This window comes from Streptomyces sp. NPDC057623, assembly GCF_042800355.1.
In the GTDB taxonomy this organism is placed as follows: Bacteria; Actinomycetota; Actinomycetes; order Streptomycetales; family Streptomycetaceae; genus Streptomyces.
This window is the reverse complement of record NZ_JBHVGZ010000069.1, coordinates 1-22584: the sequence shown is the minus strand read 5'-3', so window position 1 is coordinate 22584 and position 22584 is coordinate 1. Positions and strand designations below refer to the sequence as shown.

The window sequence follows — 22584 nt, the reverse complement described above, 5'->3', positions numbered from 1 at the left end:
TCGGCACTCGGCACTCCGTCTACTGACCGGCGGCAGCTGCCGCCCGTCGCCCCGTCACCCACCACCCCCTCCCAGCACCCCGCCCGCGAGCCCGATCACCACCGGCGCCACACCGACCGCGATGAACGCGGGCAGGAAGCACAGCCCCACCGGCGCGGAGACCATGACGGCCGCCCGTCTGGCCCGTTCCGTCGAGGTGCGGGCCCAGTCGGCGCGGGCCTCCGCGGCGAGCCGCGCGACCGGTCCGGCCGCCGGGAGCCCCGACACATCGGCCCGTTCCAGCAGCCGCGCCAGCGCCCCGGCCCGTGGCAACGACGCCAGCCGCTGCCATGCCTCACCCGGCTCACCACCCAGCCGCACCTCCGCGGCGCCCCGCGCCAGCACGCCCCCCACGGGGCCGCCCAGCGCCTCGCCGACGGCCTGGGCCGCGATCACCGGACCGGCTCCCGCAGCGATGCAGGCCGCCAGCAAGTCCGCCGCGAGCGGAAGTTGCCGAGCGACCTCACCGGCGTCGTAGTCCTCGACGGCACCGACCGCATCCTGCCGCCGCCGCCAGAACCACAGCCCGCCCGCGACGACCAGCCCCACCGCCACACCGGCGACACCGCCGACGAGCGCCCAACCGGCGGCCACGACCGCCCCCATGGGCAGCGCGCGCCGCAGGCCGTGCCGGACGTCGACCCGTCGGCGGGACGAGTCCACGGTCGACACAACGTCGACTGTCGGCATCAACTGGGCGAGCCGTCGCCGGGCCCTCCGCTCGTGCCGGGCCGCGGCCCACCAACGCAACAGCCACCCTGCGGCCAGCGCCACCCCCACAGCCGTCCCCAACCTGTGGACAACCTCCGCGCTCACACCATCACCTCCCTCTCACACCCCGACCGGTTCGAGTCCTCACGCCGCCTCCGCTCCCCGCACGATCCGCATCGCCCACCACATCCCCAGCCCCTCCAGGGCTCCGCCCACCACCAGGCACCCGATCCCCGCACCGGTATGCAGCAGCACACGCAGCGGCTCAGCTCCCATCGCGGCACCGAGCAGCAGCCCGAGGACCGGCAGAGCGGCGAGCATCACCACCGTCGACCGAGCACCGGCCAACTGGGCTCTGAGCTCGGCACGTTGATCCCGTTCGGCCCGTAGTGCCCCTTCCAGCCGGTCGAGCCCGGCCGCGAGCCCCGCGCCTTGGTCCACGGCCACCCGCCAACACGCCGCCAGGCCCAACAGGCCCTCGGCGCCTGGCTGCCGACCCGCGGCGGCGAGCGCGCCCGGCACATCTCCGCCGAACCGCGCCGCCGCCAGCACCGCGGCCTGCGCCCCACCGAGCCCAGCCGAGTCCCGCGCCGCCCACAGCAACGCCTCACCCGGCTGCCGTCCCGCCCGCACCTCTCCGGCCAGTGCTCCGCACAGCGCGATCACCGCGCCCCCTCGACGTTCCCGCGCCCGCCGCGCCTCCCCGGCCAGCCGCACCCGCCGCAGCAACGGCACCCCGACCGCCCCCGCGACGACCGGCAGCAGCGACGACCCCAGCACGGCCAACGCCAACCCGACGGCCGGCGCCCACCACTCGGCTCGCAATCTCCCTCGCAGCCGCCGCAGCCTCTCGGCCAGTTGCCGCCAGTCGGGCGGACCGGCACCCACCGCCCCACCGCCCGCGAGCAGCAACTGAGCCCGCCTCGCCCCGGAGTCCGGCCCGCCCAGCAGGCAGACCACCGCCCCGAGACACACGACGGCCGCGCCCCACGTCATCTCACCCACTCAACCCACCGAGCCCCTCATGCCACCGAACCCCGCACGCCACCGACTCCCTCGCGTCACCGAACCCCGCACGTCACTGACTCCCTCACGTCACCGAACCCCGCATGTCACGATCACCACGCCCCTCCTGCGCGCCCCCGCCCGTACCCACACGGCCCCGGCGCCCCTCGTCGCCCTCTCTCCCCAGCAGTCCCCGCAGCCGCTCCCACCCCCGCTCGCAGACGAACCCCTCCGCGCGCCACCGCAGCGCCGGCACCGTACGGACCAACCCCGACGGCTCCCGCTCCAGCACATGCACCTCGGCGATCCGCCGACGCCCGGTCCGGTCGCGTACGAGATGGAGTACGACCGATAGCGCGGACGCCAACTGGCTGTGCAGCGCGGCGCGGTCGAGCCCGGCCGCCGTGCCGAGGGCCTCCAGCCGGGTCGGGACGTCGGCCGCAGCGTTGGCGTGGACAGTCCCGCAGCCTCCTTCGTGGCCGGTGTTCAACGCGGCCAGCAGGTGGACCACTTCGGCCCCGCGCACCTCGCCCACGACCAGCCGGTCCGGCCGCATCCGCAGCGCCTGTCGCACCAGGTCCTCGAGGGTGACGAGCCCGGCGCCCTCCTGGTTGGCGGGTCTGCTCTCCAGCCTTACGACATGGGGGTGTTCCGGCCTGAGCTCCGCCGAGTCCTCCGCGAGTACGATCCGCTCGCCGGCCCCGACCAGCCCGAGCAACGCGCTCAGCAGCGTCGTCTTGCCGCTGCCGGTCCCGCCGCTGATGAGGAAGGACAGCCGCGCGTCGACCAGCGCCCGCAGCACCCGGTCCCCACCCGGCGGCACCGTGCCGGCCGCGACCAGCTCGTCGAGCGTGAACGCCCTGGGCCGTACGACCCGCAGTGAGAGGCAGGCGCAGCCGACGGCGACCGGTGGCAGCACCGCGTGCAGCCGGGTCCCGTCGGGGAGCCGGGCGTCCACCCAGGGCCGCGCGTCGTCCAGTCGTCGCCCGGCGACCGCGGCGAGGCGTTGCGCGAGGCGTCGTACGGCCGCCGCATCCGGGAAGAACACGTTGGTCAGCTCAAGGCCACCGCCCCGGTCCACCCAGACCCGGTCCGGCGCCGACACCAGCACATCCGTCACCGACGGATCGGCGAGCAGCGGCTCCAGCGGGCCGCTGCCGACCAGTTCGGACCGCAACTGCTCGGCGGCCCCGAGGACTTCGGCGTCTCCCAGTACCCTGCCTTGTTCCCGCAGGGCCTGCGCCACGCGCGCGGGCGTCGGCTCGCCGCCGCTCTCGGCCAACCACTGCCGCACCCCGTCGAGCAGCCCCAACGGCATACCTGGCCCGGTGACCGTCCTGTTCGATGCCCATGGCCCGGCCGTGGGGCCGCCTCGATCGCCCGACTCCCGCCGCTCGGTGGCCGCACTCTTCGCGACCTCCGGCCGCCGCCGCGCCACAACGGCGCTCGTCGAACCGTGCGGCACCCGCCGCGCCGCGACGGCGCCCACCGAATCGTCCGGCCCGAACCGCGCTACAGCTTCGCTCGCCGAGCCCTCCATCGCCCATCTCGGTGTGGCCCTACGGACTGTCCCGGCCTCCGTCCCGCGCGACCTCCACCGCTCAGGGGACGCCCGCACCGAGCCACCGCTCACCCGATCGGGCCCCGAAGCCGTACTGACGCCCTCACCCATGCCGCCCCTCAGGTCGTCGCTCATGCCGCCCTCGCCTCAAGCAGCGCGCGCTCCCAGAACTCCTGGCAGAACCGCGCCAGCGGCCCCCGCCGTACCGCCCCCGGAGGCTCCTTGCTCTCGTGCGGCGGCAGCAGTCCCGACTCCAGCGGCACCTCACCCAGCAGCGGCAGCTCCAGCAGACGCGCCACCTCGCGGTCGTCGAGCCCGGGCGCGTACGGCCCGCGTACCGCCACCCGCAGATCCCGCAGGACCAACTGGACCGCGGAGGCCACCTGCCGGGCGGCCGCGACGGCGCGCAGTTCGGCGGGGACCACGAGGATGCCGATATCGAGTTGGGCGAGGGCCTCCGCCGTCCCGTCGTCGATACGGCGGGGCAGGTCGACGACGACCGTGCCGCCCCGGCGCCGGGCCGCGGCGAGCACCGCGCGCATCGCCGGCGGTGGGACGGCGACGCAGGCGCCGCGATCCCAGCTCAGGACCCGCAGCGAGTGCAGTCTCGGCAGCGACTCCTCCAGGGCGCCGCTGCCGAGCCGCCCGCGCGAGCCGGCGAACGCGGGCCAGCGCAGGCCGTCGGCCGCCTCGCCGCCGAGGACCACGTCGAGTCCGCCACCCAGCGGATCGCCGTCCACGAGCAGCGTGCGCAGCCCCTCACGCGCGGCGGTCACGGCGAGGGCACACGCGAGCGTGGAAGCCCCGGCCCCACCGCGTCCGCCGATGACGCCGACGGTGAGAGCAGGACGGCCGACGCCCTCGGCGACGTCGGCGATGCGGTCGACCAGCCACTGCTCGCCGTCGGGCAGCATCAGGACGTGATCGGCGCCGATCTCGACGGCCCGGCGCCAGACCCCGGAGTCGTCCTGATCTCGGCCGACGAGCACCACTCCTCGTCTGCGGGCGACCCCGCGCACGCGGCGTGCGGCGTCGTCGCCGACCAGGACGAGCGGCGCGGCCTCCCAGCCACCCCTGGTCTCGGGCACTCCGTGGTGGACCTCGGGTGTGGCGCCTGCCGCCGCGCACGGCGCAACAGATCGTCGAGCAGTTCGGCGTCCTCCGTGACGATCAACGGCTTGCCCGGCCGCCCTGAGGCGGCGGACGGCGGATCGTCTGTGACGACTGCGGTCACGGTTTCCGTCCCCCTTCGCTGCATCACTCGCGCAGCCCTGCGGCCCCGCGATTCCCATACGTGTGAAGAACCGGCAACCGGCCTCCATATGAACGGCCGATACGAACCGGCCAAACACGCCCGACTAACCAGAACCGGCCATGAAGTCGGCCTGAGCGGTGCGCGTTGGAATCACGGTGCAGCGATCCCGGAAATCGTGTGGATCTTGGTCGATAACTGTGGACAACTCGGTGGTTGTGAATATCGCCGTCACCCAAACCGGTGACCCCCGCACCGACCTCTGTGCGACTTCCGCAGAGCAGCGCGACAGCTACACACAGTGACGGATCATGGGCATGCAGACCGGGCGTCCTCAGACGCCTCGCTGCGGCCTCTCGGCCACGCTGAAAAGAGGAAAACCCACCCGGACATGCGACGACCCCCGCCGGGGGGGAGAGCGGGGGTCGTCTCCACGGCCGACTCGGGGGGGGAGGAGTCGGACCGGGTTAGCACGGTCGCGAACGATCCGTGACTTCCATGGTGTACCCGAGAGCCCTCTCAGGCAAACCCACGCGCCCACCTTACGCCGAATGGGCTGCACCTATGCTCAGGGTCGTGGAAAACCACTCCTTGCCCCGCACAGCGGCCTTCTTTGACCTGGACAAGACGGTCATTGCGAAGTCGAGCACGCTCACGTTCAGCAAGTCGTTCTACCAAGGCGGTCTGATCAACCGTCGGGCCGCCTTGCGAACCGCATATGCCCAGTTCGTCTTCCGCCTGGGCGGTATGGACCATGACCAGATGGAGCGCACACGCGAGTACCTCTCCGCGCTCGTCCGCGGCTGGAACGTCCAGCAGGTCAAGGAGATCGTCGCCGAGACGCTGCACGACCTGATCGACCCGATCATCTACGACGAGGCAGCCTCCCTCATCGAGGAGCACCACACCGCAGGTCGTGATGTGGTGATCGTCTCCACGTCGGGCGCCGAGGTGGTCGAGCCGATCGGCGAATTGCTCGGCGCCGACCGCGTGGTGGCCACGCGCATGGTCGTGGGCGAGGACGGCTGCTTCACCGGGGAGGTGGAGTACTACGCGTACGGCCCTACCAAGGCCGAGGCGATCAAGGAGCTGGCCGAGTCCGAGGGCTACGACCTCTCCCGCTGCTATGCCTACAGCGATTCGGCCACCGACCTGCCGATGCTCCAGTCCGTCGGCCACCCGCACGCCGTGAATCCCGACCGCGCACTGCGTCGCGAGGCACTCGCGCGCGGGTGGCCGATTCTCGACTTCCATCGCCCCGTTCGGCTCAAGCAGCGGCTTCCGTCCTTCTCCGTGCCGCCGCGCCCCGCCCTCGTCGCCGCCGCGGCGGTAGGAGCGGCGGCGGCCACCGCGGGCCTCGTCTGGTACGCGAGCCGACGCCGTTCCACGCTCGCCTGAACTGCCCTTCCCGGGTTTCACACACCTCGTTCGACACACCGAAGTCCGTTTGTCTCCGTTTTGCGAACAAAAGTAAAGAACTGTGGCCAGGCCTTCCGCTTGGTTGGGTCCTGGAGTACAAAGGACTCAACGGCCCGCGAGACCAAGGACATCCGAGAGGATCACCTTAAATACGCATTTGGCCCCACGGACCGAGCATGAACATTGGGCACCCACGCGACGTCGACCCGTCGATTACGGGCCAGCCGCACCAGGTGACGGGCAAAGTTCCCGACCTGATGGGCAACATATCGAGGACGCTTGGTAACCCGGTGAACATGCCAGCGGCGGTACGAATCCTCGTACCGCCGCAACTCTTATGAGCCCCCGCGCGGGGCTTTTCGTGTTTTACGACACCCCACGCGCGCGTGCTTTACGCCGCGCCGCGCTGAAGCGCCTCACAGACGGCCGTCGACTCGCGCGCCCCGAGCTCGATCGCCTTGCCACAGTGGGCGATCCAGGCGGCCATGCCTTCGGGGGTTCCGGAGACGTAACCGTCGAATGCCGCGAGATAGGCCGCGCGACCCAGTTCCGCGTGACCCACCTCGGCGGGGCAGACGGACTTCGGGTCCAGTCCGCTGCCGACCAGGACGATGCGTTCGGCCGTGCGCGCGATCAAGCCGTTGCGGCTGGTGAAGGGGCGCAGGGCGAGAAGCTCACCGTGCACGACGGCGGCCGTCACCAGTGCGGGCGCCGAACCGCCGGCGATGATCAGCTCGGACAGCCCCTCCAGCCGGCCGTGCACCTCCGCCGCGCTCGGCAACGGCAGCTCGACCAGTGGCTCGTCGACGGGCTCGTCCCCCTGCCGCGGCCGTCCGACCCGGTCGTCATTGCTCGCCGCGGCCACCAGGTGCAGCCGGGCCAGCACCCGAAGCGGCGACTGCCGCCAGATGGACAGCAGTTGCCCCGCCTCGGCCGTCAACCGCAGGGACGCGCCCATGACGCGCGCCTCGTCGTCACCGCTGAAGTCGGTTCGCCGACGCACCTCTTCGAGCGCCCAGTCGGCCCCGGACAGCGCCGCGGAGCCGCGGGCCCCGCGCAGGGCCGCCTCGGAGGTGATCTCGTTGCTGCGACGCCGCATGATCCGGTGCCCGTACGTGCGGTCCACAGCCTTGCGCACGGACTCCACGGACTCGGGCACTCCGGGCAGTGAACCGAGGGCCGCGAGCGGATCGGCGGCCGCGCCTGTCGTACTCATGAGTACGACACTACGCACCCCGGGCCCGCACCCCACGATCGAGTGGCCTTCTTCACGCACTCCCGCCACGTACAGCTATCACGCGACTACCCTTCGTGAACATGAAAATTGCTTTCGTCGGGAAGGGCGGCAGCGGCAAGACGACCCTGTCCTCCCTGTTCATTCGCCACCTCGCCGCCGCCGGTGCGCCCGTGGTCGCCGTCGACGCCGACATCAACCAGCACCTGGGAGCCGCCCTCGGCCTCGACGAGACGGAGGCCGCCGCGCTGCCCGCGATGGGCGAGCGGCTTTCGGCGATCAAGGACTGCCTGCGCGGCTCCAATCCTCGGATCGACTCCGCCCGGACCATGATCAAGACGACACCGCCCGGCGACGGGTCGCGGCTGCTGCGGGTGCGCGAGGACAACCCGGTGTACGACGCCTGCGCCCGGCCGGTGGAACTCGACGGCGGCGCCGTCCGTTTGATGGTCACCGGCCCCTTCACGGACTCCGATCTGGGGGTCGCCTGCTACCACTCGAAGACAGGGGCGGTGGAGCTGTTCCTGAACCACCTGGTGGACGGCCCCGACGAGTACGTCGTGGTCGACATGACGGCGGGCTCGGACTCCTTCGCCTCGGGCATGTTCACCCGCTTCGACATCACGTTCCTCGTCGCCGAGCCGACCCGGAAGGGGGTCTCCGTCTATCGCCAGTACAGGGAGTACGCCCGCGACTTCGGCGTCATCCTGAAGGTCGTCGGCAACAAGGTGCAGGGTCAGGACGACCTCGACTTCCTCCGCGCCGAGGTCGGGGACGACCTGCTGGTGACCATCGGGCACTCGGACTGGGTGCGCTCCATGGAGAAGGGCCGCCCGCCCCGGTTCGAGTTCCTGGAGGATGCCAACCAGCTCGCCCTGCGCCGGCTGCGCACGGCCGCGGACGCGACCTACGAGCTGCGGGACTGGGAGCGCTACACCCGCCAGATGGTGCACTTCCACCTGAAGAACGCCCGGTCCTGGGGAAACGAGCGCACCGGGGCCGATCTGGCGGCGCAGATCGATCCCGGCTTCGTCCTCGGCGAGAACGCCCTCGCCCGCCCCGAGGACAACTCGCGTCTGACTCCTACTGCTTGACCGCAGGCGCCCCGGGCACTCCCTTCGGGGCCGGGGCCGGGTGTCCCGACAGGAAGGACGCCCAGCCCTGCTTCGGGGCCTCACCGACCTCCAGGGTGTGCAGCTTCCTCAAGGTCGCCGGGTCCTGGGCATCCAGCCAGTCGGCGAGCTGGCGGAAGGAGACGCAGCGTACGTCAGGCTTGTTGCACACCGCCTCGACGACGTCCTCGACAGCGCGCATATAGGTGCCGCCGTTCCAGGACTCGAAGTGGTTGCCGATGATCAGGGGCGCACGGTTGCCGTCGTACGCCCGGTAGAAGCCCTTGAGCAGGCCGTCCCGCATCTGGTCGCCCCAGAAGTCATGTTTGGCGGGATCACCCTGGGTCGCGGTGCCCGACTGGTTGACCATGAAGTTGTAGTCCATGGTGAGCTGCTCGTAGGAGTGCCCCGGAAAGGGCACCAGCTGCATGGACAGGTCCCACAGTCCCGCCTTCTTCGTGGGCCAGACCTGATTGTTGACGCCGCTGGAGTCATAGCGGAAGCCCAGCTCACGCGCGGCCTTGAGGAAGTTCTTGCGGCCCTCCAGACAGGGCGTGCGGGCGCCGATGAGCTCCTTGTCGTAGTCGAAGGGCAGAGGGGCCGCCCGTGTCATGCCGGTGGTGGTCTTCCAGGACTTCACGAACTTCTTCGCCTGGGTGATCTCGTCCTTCCATTCCTCCACCGACCACTCGCCGACTCCGCCGCCGCTGCCGCAGAAGTGGCCGTTGAAGTGGGTGCCGATCTCGTTGCCTTCGAGCCACGCGAGGCGCAGCTGCTTCACGGTGTCGGCGATGCCCTCCTCGTCGTTGAAGCCGATGTCGGAGCGGCCCGGGGAGTGCTGGGGCGGCCGGTACAGATCGCGTCTGTGGTTCGGCAGCATGTACACACCGCTGAGGAAGTACGTCATCGTCGCGTTGTTCGCCTTGGCGACCGCGCGGAAGTGGGAGAACAGCTTCTGGCTGTCCTCACCGGCGCCGTCCCAGGAGAACACCACGAACTGCGGCGGTCTCTGACCTGGCTTCATTCGCTCGGGTCTGGGCAGATGCGGCTGCGCTCCGGTGTACGCGGTGGATCCGTCGCCGATCAGACGCATGACGCTCTGCGGCGCGGGCGCCGCCGGCTTCGCCTTCTGTGGTCCGGGCACCCCCTCGCGACCGTCGTCGCCGGTCGAGCAACCGGCGAGCGACGCGGCACAGACCGCGGCGATCGCGGTCCCCGCAGCGATCCTGTGCGCCTGTGCGATCCGCTGCGTCGCGGCGGCCCTCCGCGCCACGGCGATCGTGCGGGGGGCGGCGTTTCTGCGGGTGGCGGCCATGTTCCGTCCACCTTCTTCCTTCTCTCGGGGTGCCGACAGCGCCGCCAAGGTCGCATGGGACCGAGAAGGAATTAGTACGACAAGCCAACTAATCGGCCGCTTCACCCTTCAGGGGGATTTATTAGTCCATTTGCTCGGAAAAACTATTCCCGCCCTTTACTCTGCATTACGGTCTGTTTACCGACTGTTGATGCATCCCGCCGCTGCATGCCGTGACCACACGGCCGCGACCCGACCCCTCGCCCGAGAGCGGGGGACCGCCAGATCCGCGACCGCGCTGCCCCGGAGGAGACGGGAAACCATGTCAGCCTTCGTTCCCACCCGCGCCGACGACCCGAGTCGAGAGAAGCGCATCCACGAACCCCACAGCCCCCCGCCGACCCCGCCCCGCCGACTCCGCGTCGAGGGCGCCGATCTGTCGGCCTCGATCGCGGTCTTCCTGATCGCACTCCCCCTGTCCCTGGGCATCGCCCTCGCCACCGGCGCGCCCCTCCAGGCCGGCCTCGTCGCGGCCGCCGTCGGAGGGCTCGTCGTCGGCTACCTGGGCGGCACCCCACTCCAGGTCAGCGGCCCCGCCGCCGGCCTCACGGTCGTCACCGCCGAACTCATCCATCAGTACGGGTGGCGTACGACCTGCGCCATCACCGTCCTCGCGGGCATCGCCCAACTCGGCCTCGGCTTCGTACGCGTGGCACGCAGCGCGCTCGCCGTCAGCCCCGCCATCGTGCACGGCATGCTCGCCGGCATCGGCGTCACCATCGCCGTGGCCCAGCTGCACATCGTCCTCGGCGGCACCCCGCACAGTTCGGTACTCGACAACATGCGCGGGCTGCCCGCCCAGCTGGCCTCTGCGCACTCGGCCGCCCTGTCGGTGAGCGCGCTGACCCTGGCCCTGCTGCTGGTCTGGCCCCGGCTGCCCGGCCGCGCCGGCCGGCTCCTGCGCAAGGTGCCGGCCCCGCTCGTCGCCGTCGCCGGAGCCAGCACGACCGCGTCCCTCACTGGACTCAGCCTGCCCAAGGTCGACCTCCCGTCGTGGAGCAGCCACGCGCTGGCCGCTTTCCCCGAAGGCCCGGTGCTGGGCCTGGTCGCCGCAGTACTGACCATCACGCTGGTGTGCAGCGTGCAGTCGCTGCTCGGTGCGGTCGCGGTGGACAAGCTGGTCGCCACCCGGCCTGAGCTGTCCGCCCGCGTCGGACGCTCCGACCTGGACCGTGAACTGCTCGGACAGGGTGCCGCCAATGTCGTCTCCGGCGTGCTCGGCGGCCTGCCCGTCGCCGGGGTGGCCGTGCGCAGTTCCGCGAATGTTCAAGCCGGTGCCGTCAGCCGGAACTCCACGATGCTGCACGGCGTTCTCGTAGTAGTCGCCGCACTGCTGATGGTCCCGATCCTGGAGCTCATCCCGCTCGCCTCGCTCGCCGCCCTGGTGATGGCCGTCGGCATCCAGATGGTGTCCCTGCACCACATCCGTACGGTGACCCGCCACCGAGAAGTGCTGGTGTACGCCGTCACGACCCTCGGCGTGGTGTTCTTCGGCGTCCTGGAAGGCGTGACGCTGGGGATCGCCATGGCCGTCGCCGTCGCCCTGCACCGCCTCACCCGCACCCGGATCACGCATGACGAGACGGAAGGAGTCCATCACGTACGTGTACGAGGGCAGCTCACGTTCCTCGCGGTGCCACGGCTCAGCCGGGCCCTGCATCTCGTACCCCAAGGCGCCCACGCCGTCGTGGAGTTGGACGGGTCGTTCATGGACCACGCGGCGTACGAGTCACTTCAGGACTGGCAGAACACGCAGACCGCCCATGGCGGCACCGTCGAGCTGATCGGCCGCAGGTCCGGGGTCCGGATCGGCGAACCGACAGGACCGGTCGGCCTCCATCTCGACGCGGGGACGGCCATGGCGGACGCGGCCGACTGCCGTTGCCACCCCTGGACGCCCTGGCGCAATCACCAGTGCGAGATCCCGGAGTCCGTCGCAGCCGGCGGCGGTCACCCCGGGGAAAAGGGTGCGACCGGGTCGGACGGCAGCGATACGGCCGACGCCCCCGGCGCCGACGACGCCTCCGGCAGCACCGGTGAGCTCGACGCGGCCGGCCGAACCGCCGATGCCGGTGGTACGACCGGTGCCGTAGTCCCGACTGGGTCCGGCCGACTCGGTGCGGGCCCGGTCGACGGGGTCGGGGGCACGGACGGGAGTCGGCCGAGCGCCCACCAACTGGCCCGGGGCATCAGCGCGTTCCAGCGCAACACCGCGCCCCTGGTGCGGGGTGAACTGGCACGGCTGGCACGTGAGGGGCAGCAGCCTTCCCAGCTGTTCCTCACCTGCGCGGACTCACGGGTGGTCACGTCGATGATCACCTCCAGTGGTCCCGGCGACCTGTTCGTGGTGCGCAACGTGGGCAACCTCGTTCCGCTGCCCGGCCAGGAGAGCGGGGACGACTCGGTGGCCGCCGCGATCGAGTACGCGGTGGACGTCCTGGAGGTGCGGTCCATCACGGTGTGCGGGCACTCCGGATGCGGGGCGATGCAGGCGCTGCTCAGCTCCGAGCCGGACGACACGCAGACCCCGCTGAAAAGGTGGCTGCGGCATGGGCAGCCGAGCCTGGAGCGGATGTCCGACGAGAGCCGGCCGTGGGCCAGACTCGCCGGGCGCGCACCGGCCGACGCGGCCGAGCAGCTCTGCCTGACCAATGTGGTCCAGCAGTTGGAGCATCTGCGCGCCCACGAGTCGGTGGGCCGGGCCCTGCGGGAAGGGATGCTGGAGTTGCACGGGATGTACTTCCACGTGGGCGAGGCGCAGGCGTATCTGCTCGCAGAGGAGAGCGGGGAGGGGGAGGACGACGTGTTCGACCATGTGGGCGTGGCGAATCTGTCGGCATGACGCGGGGAAGGTGAGCGCGGCCCCGTTCGTGCGGGGCCGCGTTTCCTGGTGGAGCCGCGTTCCCCTCGGGGCCGCGTACCCATGAGAGCTGCCTTCCCATGAGGGCCGCCTTCCCATGAGGGCCGCCTTCCCGTGGGACGGTGTCTCACCTGGACCGGGTCGGAGTGTGAAAGGGATTACAGACCTGAACCGCGTCCGTCCGGCGTCCGTGGGAACGGATGACCCCGGCGCCGAGAACGCCACCCGCGCCCACCCTCGCCGACAGGTCTAAACCAATTTTCCGTCGACCCTTGTCATCGGGCCCCCAGGTCTGATGAGCTGTGGCCTGGGACACAACGGACACCCTGGGAAAGGGAGATGTCGTGAGCAACGAAAGCCTGGCCAACCTGCTGAAGGAAGAGCGCAGGTTCGCACCCCCCGCCGACCTGGCCGCCGGCGCCAACGTCACGGCGGAGGCGTATGAGCAGGCCAAGGCTGACAGGCTCGGCTTCTGGGCCGAGCAGGCCCGTCGGCTGACCTGGGCCAAGGAGCCGACGGAGACACTGGACTGGTCGAACCCGCCGTTCGCGAAGTGGTTCAAGGACGGCGAGCTCAACGTCGCGTACAACTGCGTGGACCGGCATGTCGAGGCCGGTCTCGGCGACCGGGTCGCCATCCACTTCGAGGGCGAGCCCGGCGACAGCCGCGCGATCACCTACGCCGAGCTCAAGGACGAGGTCTCCAAGGCGGCCAACGCCCTGCTGGAGCTGGGGGTTCAGAAGGGCGACCGGGTCGCCGTCTACATGCCGATGATCCCCGAGACGGCCGTCGCGATGCTGGCCTGCGCCCGGATCGGCGCCGCGCACTCCGTCGTCTTCGGAGGCTTCTCGGCGGACGCCCTCGCCACCCGGATCCAGGACGCGGACGCCAAGGTCGTCATCACCTCCGACGGCGGCTACCGGCGCGGCAAGCCGTCCGCCCTGAAGCCGGCCGTCGACGAGGCCGCCCACAAGGCAGGCAATGTCGAGCATGTGCTCGTGGTCCGCCGCACCGGCCAGGACGTCGCCTGGGACGACAGCCGTGACGTCTGGTGGCACGAGATCGTCGAGCGGCAGTCCGCCGAGCACGCCCCCGAGGCGTTCAACGCCGAGCAGCCGCTGTTCATCCTCTACACGTCCGGGACGACGGGTAAGCCGAAGGGCATCCTGCACACCTCCGGCGGCTACCTCACCCAGACCGCGTACACCCACCACGCCGTCTTCGACCTCAAGCCGGAGACGGACGTGTACTGGTGCACCGCCGACGTCGGCTGGGTCACCGGGCACTCGTACATCGTGTACGGGCCGCTGGCCAACGGCGCGACGCAGGTCATGTACGAGGGCACCCCGGACACGCCGCACCAGGGCCGCTTCTGGGAGATCGTGCAGAAGTACGGGGTGACGATCCTGTACACGGCGCCCACCGCCATCCGTACGTTCATGAAGTGGGGCGACGACATCCCCGCGAAGTTCGACCTCAGCAGCCTGCGGGTGCTGGGTTCCGTGGGTGAGCCGATCAACCCCGAGGCCTGGATCTGGTACCGCAAGCACATCGGCGCCGACAGCACCCCGATCGTCGACACCTGGTGGCAGACCGAGACCGGCGCGATGATGATCTCGCCGCTGCCGGGTGTGACCGAGACCAAGCCCGGTTCCGCGCAGACCCCGCTGCCCGGCATCTCCGCGACCGTCGTCGACGACGAGGCGAACGAGGTGCCCGACGGCGGTGGCGGCTACCTGGTCCTGACCGAGCCGTGGCCGTCGATGCTGCGCACCATCTGGGGCGACGACCAGCGGTTCCTCGACACGTACTGGTCGCGGTTCGAGGGCAAGTACTTCGCCGGTGACGGGGCGAAGAAGGACGACGACGGGGACATCTGGCTCCTCGGGCGCGTCGACGACGTCATGCTCGTGTCGGGCCACAACATCTCCACCACGGAGGTCGAGTCCGCCCTGGTCTCCCACCCGTCGGTCGCCGAGGCAGCCGTCGTCGGTGCCGCCGACGAGACCACCGGGCAGGCGATCGTCGCCTTCGTGATCCTGCGGGGCACGGCGAACGCCGAGGACGAGGGCCTGGTCAACGACCTGCGCAACCACGTCGGCGCCACCCTCGGCCCGATCGCCAAGCCGAAGCGGGTCCTGCCGGTCGGCGAGCTGCCCAAGACCCGCTCCGGCAAGATCATGCGCCGTCTGCTGCGCGACGTCGCCGAGAACCGCCAGCTCGGGGATGTGACGACACTGACCGACTCGACCGTCATGGACCTCATCCAGGCGAAGCTCCCGGCAGCGCCGAGCGAGGACTGAGCACGGCACCGAGGGCACACCGAGGGCACCCGGCGACAGGCGCGCCGGGTGCCCTTCGTGTACGTGCGATACGTACCGTGGAGATCGACGGATGCACTCCCGGGCGCCCTTAGGTAAACTAACCAAAACAGTCGCAACCTCAGGTGCGCCGGGAAGTCTGGTCGGCATGTGCTCTGTCCTGCCCACCGACCGGAGGTCTCCCTCGTGGCCCCGCCCCGCACCCCCGCCCCCGTCCGCAAGGTCTTCGGACGGCTGTCCCTCCCCGAGCGGAACTTCGTCGCGGAGGCGCTGCGTACCGAGACCGTCGGTGGGGTGCTGCTGCTCGTCGCCGCGATCACCGCGCTGGTCTGGGCGAACGTCCCCGCGCTGCACGACAGCTACGAGAGCGTCGGCCACTACCACCTCGGCCCCGAGGCCCTCGGCCTGAGTCTGTCCGTCGAGCACTGGGCCGCCGACGGACTGCTCGCGATCTTCTTCTTCGTCGCCGGCATCGAGCTCAAGCGTGAGCTGGTGGCCGGCGATCTCAAGGACCCCAAGGCGGCCGTACTGCCGGTCGTCGCCGCGCTGTGCGGAATGGCGGTACCCGCGCTCGTCTACACCCTGACCAACGTCACCGGGCACGGCTCGACGGCGGGCTGGGCGGTGCCGACCGCCACGGACATCGCCTTCGCCCTCGCCGTGCTCGCCGTCATCGGCACCTCCCTGCCGAGCGCACTGCGCGCCTTCCTGCTCACGCTCGCCGTCGTCGACGACCTGTTCGCGATCCTGATCATCGCGATCTTCTTCACCGAGCAGATCGACTTCGCCGCGCTCGGCGGTGCCGCCGTCGGACTGGCCGTCTTCTGGGTGCTGCTGAGGAAGGGCGTGCGCGGGTGGTACGTGTACGTCCCGCTCGCCCTCGTCATCTGGGGGCTGATGTACAACAGCGGCGTCCACGCCACCATCGCGGGCGTCGCCATGGGCCTGATGCTGCGCTGCACCCGGCACGAGGACGAGGAGCACTCGCCCGGCGAGCACATCGAGCATCTCGTACGCCCCCTGTCGGCGGGACTGGCCGTGCCGCTGTTCGCGCTGTTCAGCGCCGGTGTGGCTGTCTCCGGCAGCGCGCTCGGCGATGTGTTCACCCAGCCGGAGACGCTCGGTGTCGTCCTCGGGCTGGTCGTCGGCAAGACGGTCGGCATCTTCGGCGGCACCTGGCTGACGGCACGCTTCACCAGGGCCTCGCTCAGCGAGGACCTGGAGTGGGCCGACGTCTTCGCCGTCGCGACCCTCGCCGGCATCGGCTTCACCGTCTCGCTGCTCATCGGCGAGCTCGCCTTCGTGGGCGACGCCGCACTGACCGACGAGGTCAAGGCGGCCGTACTCATGGGCTCGCTCACCGCGGCGATCCTGGCGACGATCCTGCTGAAGATACGGAACGCCAAGTACCGCCGGTTGTGGGAGGACGAGGAACGCGACGAGGACGCGGACGGCATTCCGGACATCTACGAACAGGACGAGCCGGAGTACCACCTGCGGATGGCCGCCGTCCACGAGCGCAAGGCCGCCGAGCACCGTCGGCTCGCCGAGGAGAAGGCCGCCGCACGCCACAGGCTTGCCGAAGTGGCGGGCGGGGCAGGCGACGAGGAGCATCGTCGGGCATGATCTGACGGGACGGTACAAAAGACGGAACCGTACGCAGTCAGGCAGAAGACGGAACCGTATCTACGAGGGAGACCGCGATGAGCGCACCCGACGGCAGCCCGGTCGGCGCCGAACGCAGCATCGGCCAGCTGTTCGCGTCGGCGACGACCGAGATGTCGGCGCTGGTGCACGACGAGATCGCCCTGGCGAAGGCTCAGCTCAAGCAGGACGTCAAGCGCGGCGCGACGAGCGGCGGCGCCTTCACGGTGGCCGGCGCGGTACTGGTGTTCTCCCTGCCGATGCTGAACTTCGCCCTCGCGTACGGGATTCGGACCTGGAGCGACTGGAACCTCGCGATCTGCTTCCTGCTGTCCTTCGCGGCGAACGTCCTCATCGCCCTCGTCCTCGTCCTGATCGGGGTCGTGTTCGCGAAGAAGGCCAAGAAGAGCAAGGGACCGCAGAAGGTCGCCGCCTCGGTGAAGGAGACGGCGGGCGTCCTCCAGAAGGCCAAGCCGCATCCGCGTCCGGCCCCCGTGACGACTCCGGAGCTGGAGGACCGGGCGCCCGCGGCCATCGAGGCTGTGGCACGCTCGTCGTCATGACGGATCCCGCCACCCCCTCGGCGCAACCTGCCTCGGTCGTACGACTGGACGTCCCCGGCGGGAAAGAGGTGACCCACCGGGACGTGGCCGCCAACGGTGCGCGCTTCCACATCGCGGAGATGGGCGACGGACCGCTGGTGCTGCTCCTGCACGGCTTCCCGCAGTTCTGGTGGACGTGGCGGCACCAGCTCGTCGCCCTCTCCGACGCGGGCTTCCGGGCCGTGGCCATGGACCTCAGGGGCGTCGGCGGCAGCGACCGCACACCGCGCGGTTACGACCCGGCCAACCTCGCCCTCGACGTCACCGGCGTGATCCGCTCGCTCGGCGAACCGGACGCCGCGCTGGTCGGCCATGACCTGGGCGGATACCTGGCCTGGACGGCGGCCGTGATGCGCCCGAAGCTGGTCCGCCGGCTCGCGGTCGCGTCCATGCCGCACCCCCGGCGCTGGCGCTCGGCGATGCTCTCGGACGTCAAGCAGACGAGTGCGAGTTCCTACATCTGGGGGTTCCAGCGGCCCTGGATTCCCGAGCGTCAGCTGACCGCCGACGACGGGGCGCTCGTCGCGCGGCTGATCCGGGACTGGTCGGGCCCGCGCCTGCCCGACGACGAGGCGGTGGAGACGTACCGCCGCGCGATCTGCATCCCGTCGACGGCGCACTGCTCCATCGAGCCGTACCGCTGGATGGTGCGCTCGCTGGCCCGCCCCGACGGCATCCAGTTCAACCGGCGTATGAAGCGACCGGTGCGGGTGCCGACGCTCCACCTGCACGGCTCCCTCGACCCCGTCATGCGCACGCGCAGCGCGGCGGGTTCGGGCGAGTACGTCGAAGCCCCGTACCGCTGGCGGCTGTTCGACGGCCTCGGACACTTCCCCCACGAGGAAGACCCGGTCGCTTTCTCCACCGAACTGATCAACTGGCTGAAAGATCCCGAACCCGATCGGTGACCGCGCCGATGCGCCCGGTATCCGGACCTGAACACGTGTACTACGAACAGCCAATTGCCTGGCGCATAGGCCAATTGGGGGCCCTGGGGGCGGTTATCGACCTTGGGGCAGGGGCAGACGTCGGGGTATGGGCTGGACGCACGACTACAGTGACGCAGCACGCAATCGACGCTCCGCCGGAGGGCTGAGCTCCCACCCGCGAGGCAGCGCCCCGCAGATGCAGGGCGCGGACCTCCGAGTGGGCATTCCGCGCATTCTGCGCCGCCGGGCCCGCTGGGTCTCGGTGCGCCTGCGCCACCCGCGCGGCTGACCCCGGCCGACCGTCAGAGCGCGCAGCTGTCGCTGTCCACCTGCTGGTTGGCGGTACGCCCCTTGACGATGTCCTCCTGGATCTCGTCCGCGGTGAGCGCGTAGCCGGTGTCGGCGTCATCGAGGGACTTGGCGAAGACCACGCCGTACACCTTGCCCTCGGGCGTGAGCAGCGGGCCGCCGGAGTTGCCCTGGCGGACGGTCGCGTACAACGAGTAGACGTCACGGCTCACCGTGCCACGGTGGTAGATGTCGGGGCCGTTGGCCGGCAGCCGCCCGCGCACACGCGCGGCACGCACGTCGTACGCCCCGTTCTCCGGGAAGCCCGCGATGATCGCGCTGTCGCCGCTCTCGGCGTCGGTGGCCGTGAACTGGAGAGCGGGCGCGGCCAGGTCCGGCACGTCGAGTACGGCGATGTCGCGCTCCCAGTCGTAGAGGACGACCGTCGCGTCGTACTTCCTGCCCTCGCCGCCTATCTGGACGGTGGGTTCGTCGACGCCGCCGACGACATGCGCGTTGGTCATGACGCGGCGCTCGGCGAAGACGAAGCCGGTGCCCTCCAGGACCTTGCCGCAACTCGGCGCCGTGCCCATCACCTTGACGATGGATCGCTGGGCGCGGGTGGCCACCGGGCTGTTGGCCAGGGCGGGATCGGGCGGCTGGACCTCGTTGATCGGCTCGTTCGCGAAGGGGCTGAAGACCTGCGGGAAGCCGTTCTGCGCCAGCACGGAGGAGAAGTCCGCGAACCAGGTGTCGGCCTGGTCGGGCAACGCCCGCGAGACGCCGAGCAGCACCTTGGAGTTACGGACTTCCTTGCCGAGCGTCGGCAGTGTCGTCCCGGCGAGGGCGGAGCCGATCAGCCAGGCCACGAGGAGCATCGCGACGACGTTGACCAGGGCGCCGCCGGTGGCATCCAGGGCGCGGGCCGGGGACCAGGTGATGTACCGGCGCAGCTTGTTGCCGAGGTGGGTGGTCAGGGCCTGGCCGACGGAGGCGCAGACGATGACGACGACGACCGCGACGACGGCGGCGGTGGTACTCACCTCGGCGTTGTCGGTCAGCGCGTCCCAGATGACCGGGAGGAGGTACACGGCCACGAGACCGCCGCCGAGGAAGCCGATCACCGACAGGATGCCGACGACGAAGCCCTGGCGATAGCCCACGATCGCGAACCACACGGCGGCGACCAGCAACAGGATGTCCAGCACGTTCACGGCAGACACCCTGTCATGACCGCCAGTCGAGCGGGACCTGCTTCTGACGGTCCCAAGGCCGCTCCCAGCCCGAGAAATGGAGCAGACGGTCGATGATCCCGGCCGTGAAACCCCACACCAGCGCCGATTCGACCAGAAATGCCGGGCCTCGGTGACCGCTGGGGTGGACGGTCGTGGCCCGGTTGTCCGGATTCGTGAGATCCGCCACGGGAACGGTGAAGACGCGGGCCGTCTCGTTCGGATCGACGACGTCGACCGGGCTCGGCTCGCGCCACCAGCCCAGCACGGGCGTGACGACGAAGCCGCTGACCGGGATGTACAGCCTCGGCAGAACACCGAAGAGCTGGACACCGCTGGGGTCCAGCCCGGTCTCCTCCTCGGCCTCGCGGAGAGCGGCCCGCAGCGGCCCGTCGGCCTGCGGGTCGCCGTCCTCGGGGTCGAGGGCGCCGCCCGGGAAGGAGGGCTGGCCGGCATGAGAGCGCAGCGAGCTGGACCGCTCCATCAGCAGCAGTTCGGGCCCGGACTCGCCCTCGCCGAAGAGAACGAGCACGGCCGATTGCCGCCCCGCTCCGTTCTCCGGCGGCAGGAACCGGCTCAGCTGCACCGGCTCGACCGTCTCGACCACCCGCACCACCGGGTCCAGCCAGTCCGGCAGCCCGTCCTTGCTCAGCATCACCGGCCCGTCCTGCGTATCACTCGCTCGCGTCATCGCCACCCCGTCGTCCTGCCCAGTCCAACGCCCGACGGCACCTAGATCGTTCCTGCCGGGCCGTACGACCGCACGGCGACGCCCCGATCCGTCCTCCTCGCCCGATCATCCGGCCGTCCCCAGCGGCGGGGCCGGCTTGCCGCCCGCGTCCAGATAGGACTGCGGGGGGTTGAGACGCTGGCCCGGGAAGCCGCCCTTCTCGTACTTCAGAAGCTTCGTCGCCTTCTCCGGGTCCGTCTCGCCCTCGCCGTACGCCGGGCAGAGCGGCGCTATGGGGCAGGCACCGCACGCGGGCTTGCGGGCGTGGCAGATGCGGCGGCCGTGCCAGATCACGTGGTGCGAGAGATCCGTCCAGTCGCTCTTGGGGAACAGCGCGCTGATCTCGGCCTCGATCTTGTCGGGGTCCGTCTGCTCGGTCCACTGCCAGCGCCGCACCAGCCGCTGGAAGTGCGTGTCCACGGTGATGCCGGGGCGGCCGAAGGCGTTGCCGAGCACCACGAAGGCCGTCTTGCGGCCGACGCCGGGCAGCTTGACCAGGTCTTCGAGCCGACCCGGGACCTCGCCACCGTGGTCTTCCACCAGCGCTTTCGACAAGCCCATGACCGACTTGGTCTTGGCCCGGAAAAACCCGCACGGACGGAGGATCTCCTCGACCTCCTCCGGATTCGCGACGGCCAGATCCTCGGGAGTGGGGTACTTGGCGAAGAGCGCGGGGGTCGTCTGATTGACGCGCAGGTCGGTGGTCTGGGCGGACAGAACCGTAGCGACCAGGAGCTGGAACGAGTTGACGAAGTCCAGTTCGGGATGGGCGTAGGGGTAGATCTCGGCGAGCTCCCGGTTAATACGCCGCGCACGACGCACGAGCGCGGTCCGGGACTCGGCGGCAGGAGGCTTCACACTGACCGTTCTGACGGAGGAGGCACCCTTGACCACGGCGGTGGCCTTGCCGGGAGCGACGGCGGGTTTCTTGGCGACCGCCTTCTTGGTGGTCACCTTCTTCGCGGCCGCCGACTTCTTCACCCCCGCCGACTTCTTCACCCCCGCAGCCTCGTTCGCCGCAGTTTTCCCGCCACCTGCCACCACTTCACCAGCCGCCTTTTTCGCCCCTTTTGTCGTTTTCTTTCCGCCACCGGGACCCTGTTCGCCCACAGCGGAATCGCGACGTACAACCACCCGCCCAGCCCCCTTGGCCTGTGCTCTCACCGGCGATTTGGACACCCGGCCAGCCTAGAGCCCGGCACCGACATCCGCCCTGGCCCCTGAAGATCAGCCCCCAATTGGACCCCTGCCGCTTACCTCGGGACACGTGTGCGGCATCCTTGTGACAGATCACACTGTTTGGACCGTCCGGCAAAATGGGGAGCACGGTCCCCTGGTACGTAGGGGAAAGATCCCCTGAGCAGGTCGACAAGGAGAGAACTCGTGGACGACCCTCTGCGGCGCAACCCGCTCTTCGCGGCTCTGGACGACGAGCAGTCCGCGGAACTGCGCGCCTCCATGAGTGAGGTCACCCTCGCCCGTGGCGACTCCCTGTTCCACGAGGGCGACCCGGGCGACCGGCTCTATGTCGTCACCGAGGGCAAGGTCAAGCTCCACCGCACGTCTCCCGACGGCCGCGAGAACATGCTCGCTGTCGTCGGCCCCGGCGAGCTCATCGGCGAACTGTCCCTCTTCGACCCGGGCCCACGCACGGCGACCGCCACCGCGCTGACCGAGGTCAAGCTGCTGGGCCTGGGCCACGGCGACCTCCAGCCCTGGCTGAACGCGCGCCCCGAGGTGGCCACCGCGCTGCTGCGTGCCGTAGCCCGCCGGCTGCGCCGCACCAACGACGCGATGTCCGACCTCGTCTTCTCGGACGTCCCCGGCCGCGTGGCCCGCGCCCTGCTGGACCTCTCCCGCCGCTTCGGCGTGCAGTCCGAAGAGGGCATCCACGTCGTGCACGACCTGACGCAGGAAGAGCTGGCCCAGCTGGTCGGCGCATCGCGCGAGACGGTCAACAAGGCGCTGGCCGACTTCGCGCAGCGCGGCTGGCTTCGCCTGGAGGCCCGCGCGGTCATCCTGCTGGACGTGGAGCGCCTGGCCAAGCGCTCGCGCTAGCCACACGCCCCCGGGGCCCCACCTCACCACGAGGCGGGGCCCCTCGCGTTTACCCTTGGGGAGGCCCAGCCCCCACGGAGCGGCACCCGCGTACGGCGGCAAGGGGACGCACCGGGGGATGGCGCGTACCGCCACGGCCCCGGCGGCCGCGTACGGCGGCAAGGGGACGCGTCGGGGGGTGTCCGCCCGCAGAGTCCGGTGTCAAGGCTCGGCACCTCCTGGCAAAAGCCCAA

Annotated in this window: 17 protein-coding genes and 1 pseudogene; 9 read left to right on the top strand and 9 right to left on the bottom strand. The window is 70.5% G+C overall.

Annotated elements, in window-relative coordinates; translation table 11 throughout:
• Positions 1–54: 54 nt before the first annotated feature.
• The 4 genes and pseudogenes from ACFU95_RS41255 to ssd all read right to left on the bottom strand — a co-directional run bounded on the left by ACFU95_RS41255 (position 55) and on the right by ssd (position 4574).
• On the bottom strand, positions 55–855 hold the full coding sequence (locus ACFU95_RS41255; protein ID WP_383839689.1) for a type II secretion system F family protein: 801 nt from the start codon (positions 853–855) through the stop codon (positions 55–57).
• Between the two features lie 39 nt (positions 856–894).
• Positions 895–1746, bottom strand: coding sequence for a type II secretion system F family protein (locus tag ACFU95_RS41250; RefSeq protein WP_383839735.1), 852 nt, complete (start codon positions 1744–1746; stop codon positions 895–897).
• A gap of 94 nt (positions 1747–1840) precedes the next feature.
• Entirely contained in the window at positions 1841–3073 is a 1233-nt protein-coding gene (locus ACFU95_RS41245; RefSeq protein ID WP_383839686.1) for a TadA family conjugal transfer-associated ATPase, read from the bottom strand.
• 374 nt (positions 3074–3447) lie between these two features.
• A pseudogene (gene ssd / locus ACFU95_RS41240) lies at positions 3448–4574 on the bottom strand (septum site-determining protein Ssd).
• 558 nt (positions 4575–5132) lie between these two features.
• On the opposite strand from ssd, the gene ACFU95_RS41235 reads away from it, so the two are divergent.
• Complete coding sequence (locus ACFU95_RS41235; protein ID WP_383839683.1) at positions 5133–5966, top strand: HAD family hydrolase; 834 nt, start codon at positions 5133–5135, stop codon at positions 5964–5966.
• Positions 5967–6378: 412 nt separating this feature from the next.
• Here ACFU95_RS41235 and ACFU95_RS41230 read toward each other — a convergent pair whose 3' ends face one another.
• Positions 6379–7203 (bottom strand): oxidoreductase, encoded by an 825-nt coding sequence (locus ACFU95_RS41230; protein ID WP_383839680.1) that lies wholly within the window; start codon positions 7201–7203, stop codon positions 6379–6381.
• 101 nt (positions 7204–7304) lie between these two features.
• Between ACFU95_RS41230 and ACFU95_RS41225 the strand changes: the two genes are divergently transcribed.
• A complete protein-coding gene (locus ACFU95_RS41225; RefSeq protein WP_383839678.1) occupies positions 7305–8315 on the top strand; it encodes an ATP-binding protein in 1011 nt (336 codons plus the stop codon).
• Here the strand turns inward: ACFU95_RS41225 and ACFU95_RS41220 are convergent.
• Positions 8305–9576, bottom strand: coding sequence for a hypothetical protein (locus ACFU95_RS41220; protein ID WP_383839732.1), 1272 nt, complete (start codon positions 9574–9576; stop codon positions 8305–8307). The genes ACFU95_RS41225 and ACFU95_RS41220 overlap by 11 nt on opposite strands.
• Before the next feature lie 373 nt (positions 9577–9949).
• Between ACFU95_RS41220 and ACFU95_RS41215 the strand changes: the two genes are divergently transcribed.
• The 6 genes from ACFU95_RS41215 to ACFU95_RS41190 all read left to right on the top strand — a co-directional run bounded on the left by ACFU95_RS41215 (position 9950) and on the right by ACFU95_RS41190 (position 18332).
• Positions 9950–12529 carry a bifunctional SulP family inorganic anion transporter/carbonic anhydrase gene (locus tag ACFU95_RS41215; RefSeq protein WP_383839675.1) on the top strand — a complete coding sequence of 860 codons (2580 nt, stop codon included), beginning with the start codon at positions 9950–9952 and terminating at the stop codon, positions 12527–12529.
• Between the two features lie 362 nt (positions 12530–12891).
• Positions 12892–14850, top strand: coding sequence for an acetate--CoA ligase (gene acs, locus ACFU95_RS41210; protein ID WP_383839672.1), 1959 nt, complete (start codon positions 12892–12894; stop codon positions 14848–14850).
• A gap of 204 nt (positions 14851–15054) precedes the next feature.
• Positions 15055–16494 (top strand): Na+/H+ antiporter NhaA, encoded by a 1440-nt coding sequence (nhaA, locus tag ACFU95_RS41205; RefSeq protein ID WP_383839670.1) that lies wholly within the window; start codon positions 15055–15057, stop codon positions 16492–16494.
• A gap of 77 nt (positions 16495–16571) precedes the next feature.
• The gene (locus ACFU95_RS41200) at positions 16572–17075 is read left to right on the top strand and encodes a phage holin family protein (protein ID WP_383839667.1); all 504 of its coding nucleotides are present in this window, start codon (positions 16572–16574) and stop codon (positions 17073–17075) included.
• Entirely contained in the window at positions 17072–18022 is a 951-nt protein-coding gene (locus ACFU95_RS41195; RefSeq protein ID WP_383839664.1) for an alpha/beta fold hydrolase, read from the top strand. Before ACFU95_RS41200 ends, ACFU95_RS41195 begins: the two co-directional genes overlap by 4 nt.
• A 127-nt stretch (positions 18023–18149) precedes the next feature.
• Positions 18150–18332 (top strand): hypothetical protein, encoded by a 183-nt coding sequence (locus tag ACFU95_RS41190; protein ID WP_383839661.1) that lies wholly within the window; start codon positions 18150–18152, stop codon positions 18330–18332.
• A 13-nt stretch (positions 18333–18345) separates the two neighbouring features.
• Here the strand turns inward: ACFU95_RS41190 and ACFU95_RS41185 are convergent, their stop codons facing one another.
• From ACFU95_RS41185 to nth, 3 genes are all read right to left on the bottom strand, one after another.
• Complete coding sequence (locus ACFU95_RS41185; protein ID WP_383839658.1) at positions 18346–19545, bottom strand: MarP family serine protease; 1200 nt, start codon at positions 19543–19545, stop codon at positions 18346–18348.
• A gap of 13 nt (positions 19546–19558) precedes the next feature.
• Entirely contained in the window at positions 19559–20254 is a 696-nt protein-coding gene (locus ACFU95_RS41180) for an NUDIX hydrolase (protein WP_383839655.1), read from the bottom strand.
• A 105-nt stretch (positions 20255–20359) separates the two neighbouring features.
• Positions 20360–21403: an endonuclease III gene (nth, locus tag ACFU95_RS41175; RefSeq protein WP_383839652.1), complete on the bottom strand. Its 1044-nt coding sequence runs from the start codon at positions 21401–21403 to the stop codon at positions 20360–20362.
• A gap of 273 nt (positions 21404–21676) precedes the next feature.
• Between nth and ACFU95_RS41170 the strand changes: the two genes are divergently transcribed.
• The gene (locus tag ACFU95_RS41170) at positions 21677–22351 is read left to right on the top strand and encodes a Crp/Fnr family transcriptional regulator (RefSeq protein WP_030046018.1); all 675 of its coding nucleotides are present in this window, start codon (positions 21677–21679) and stop codon (positions 22349–22351) included.
• The last annotated feature ends 233 nt before the right edge of the window (positions 22352–22584 follow it).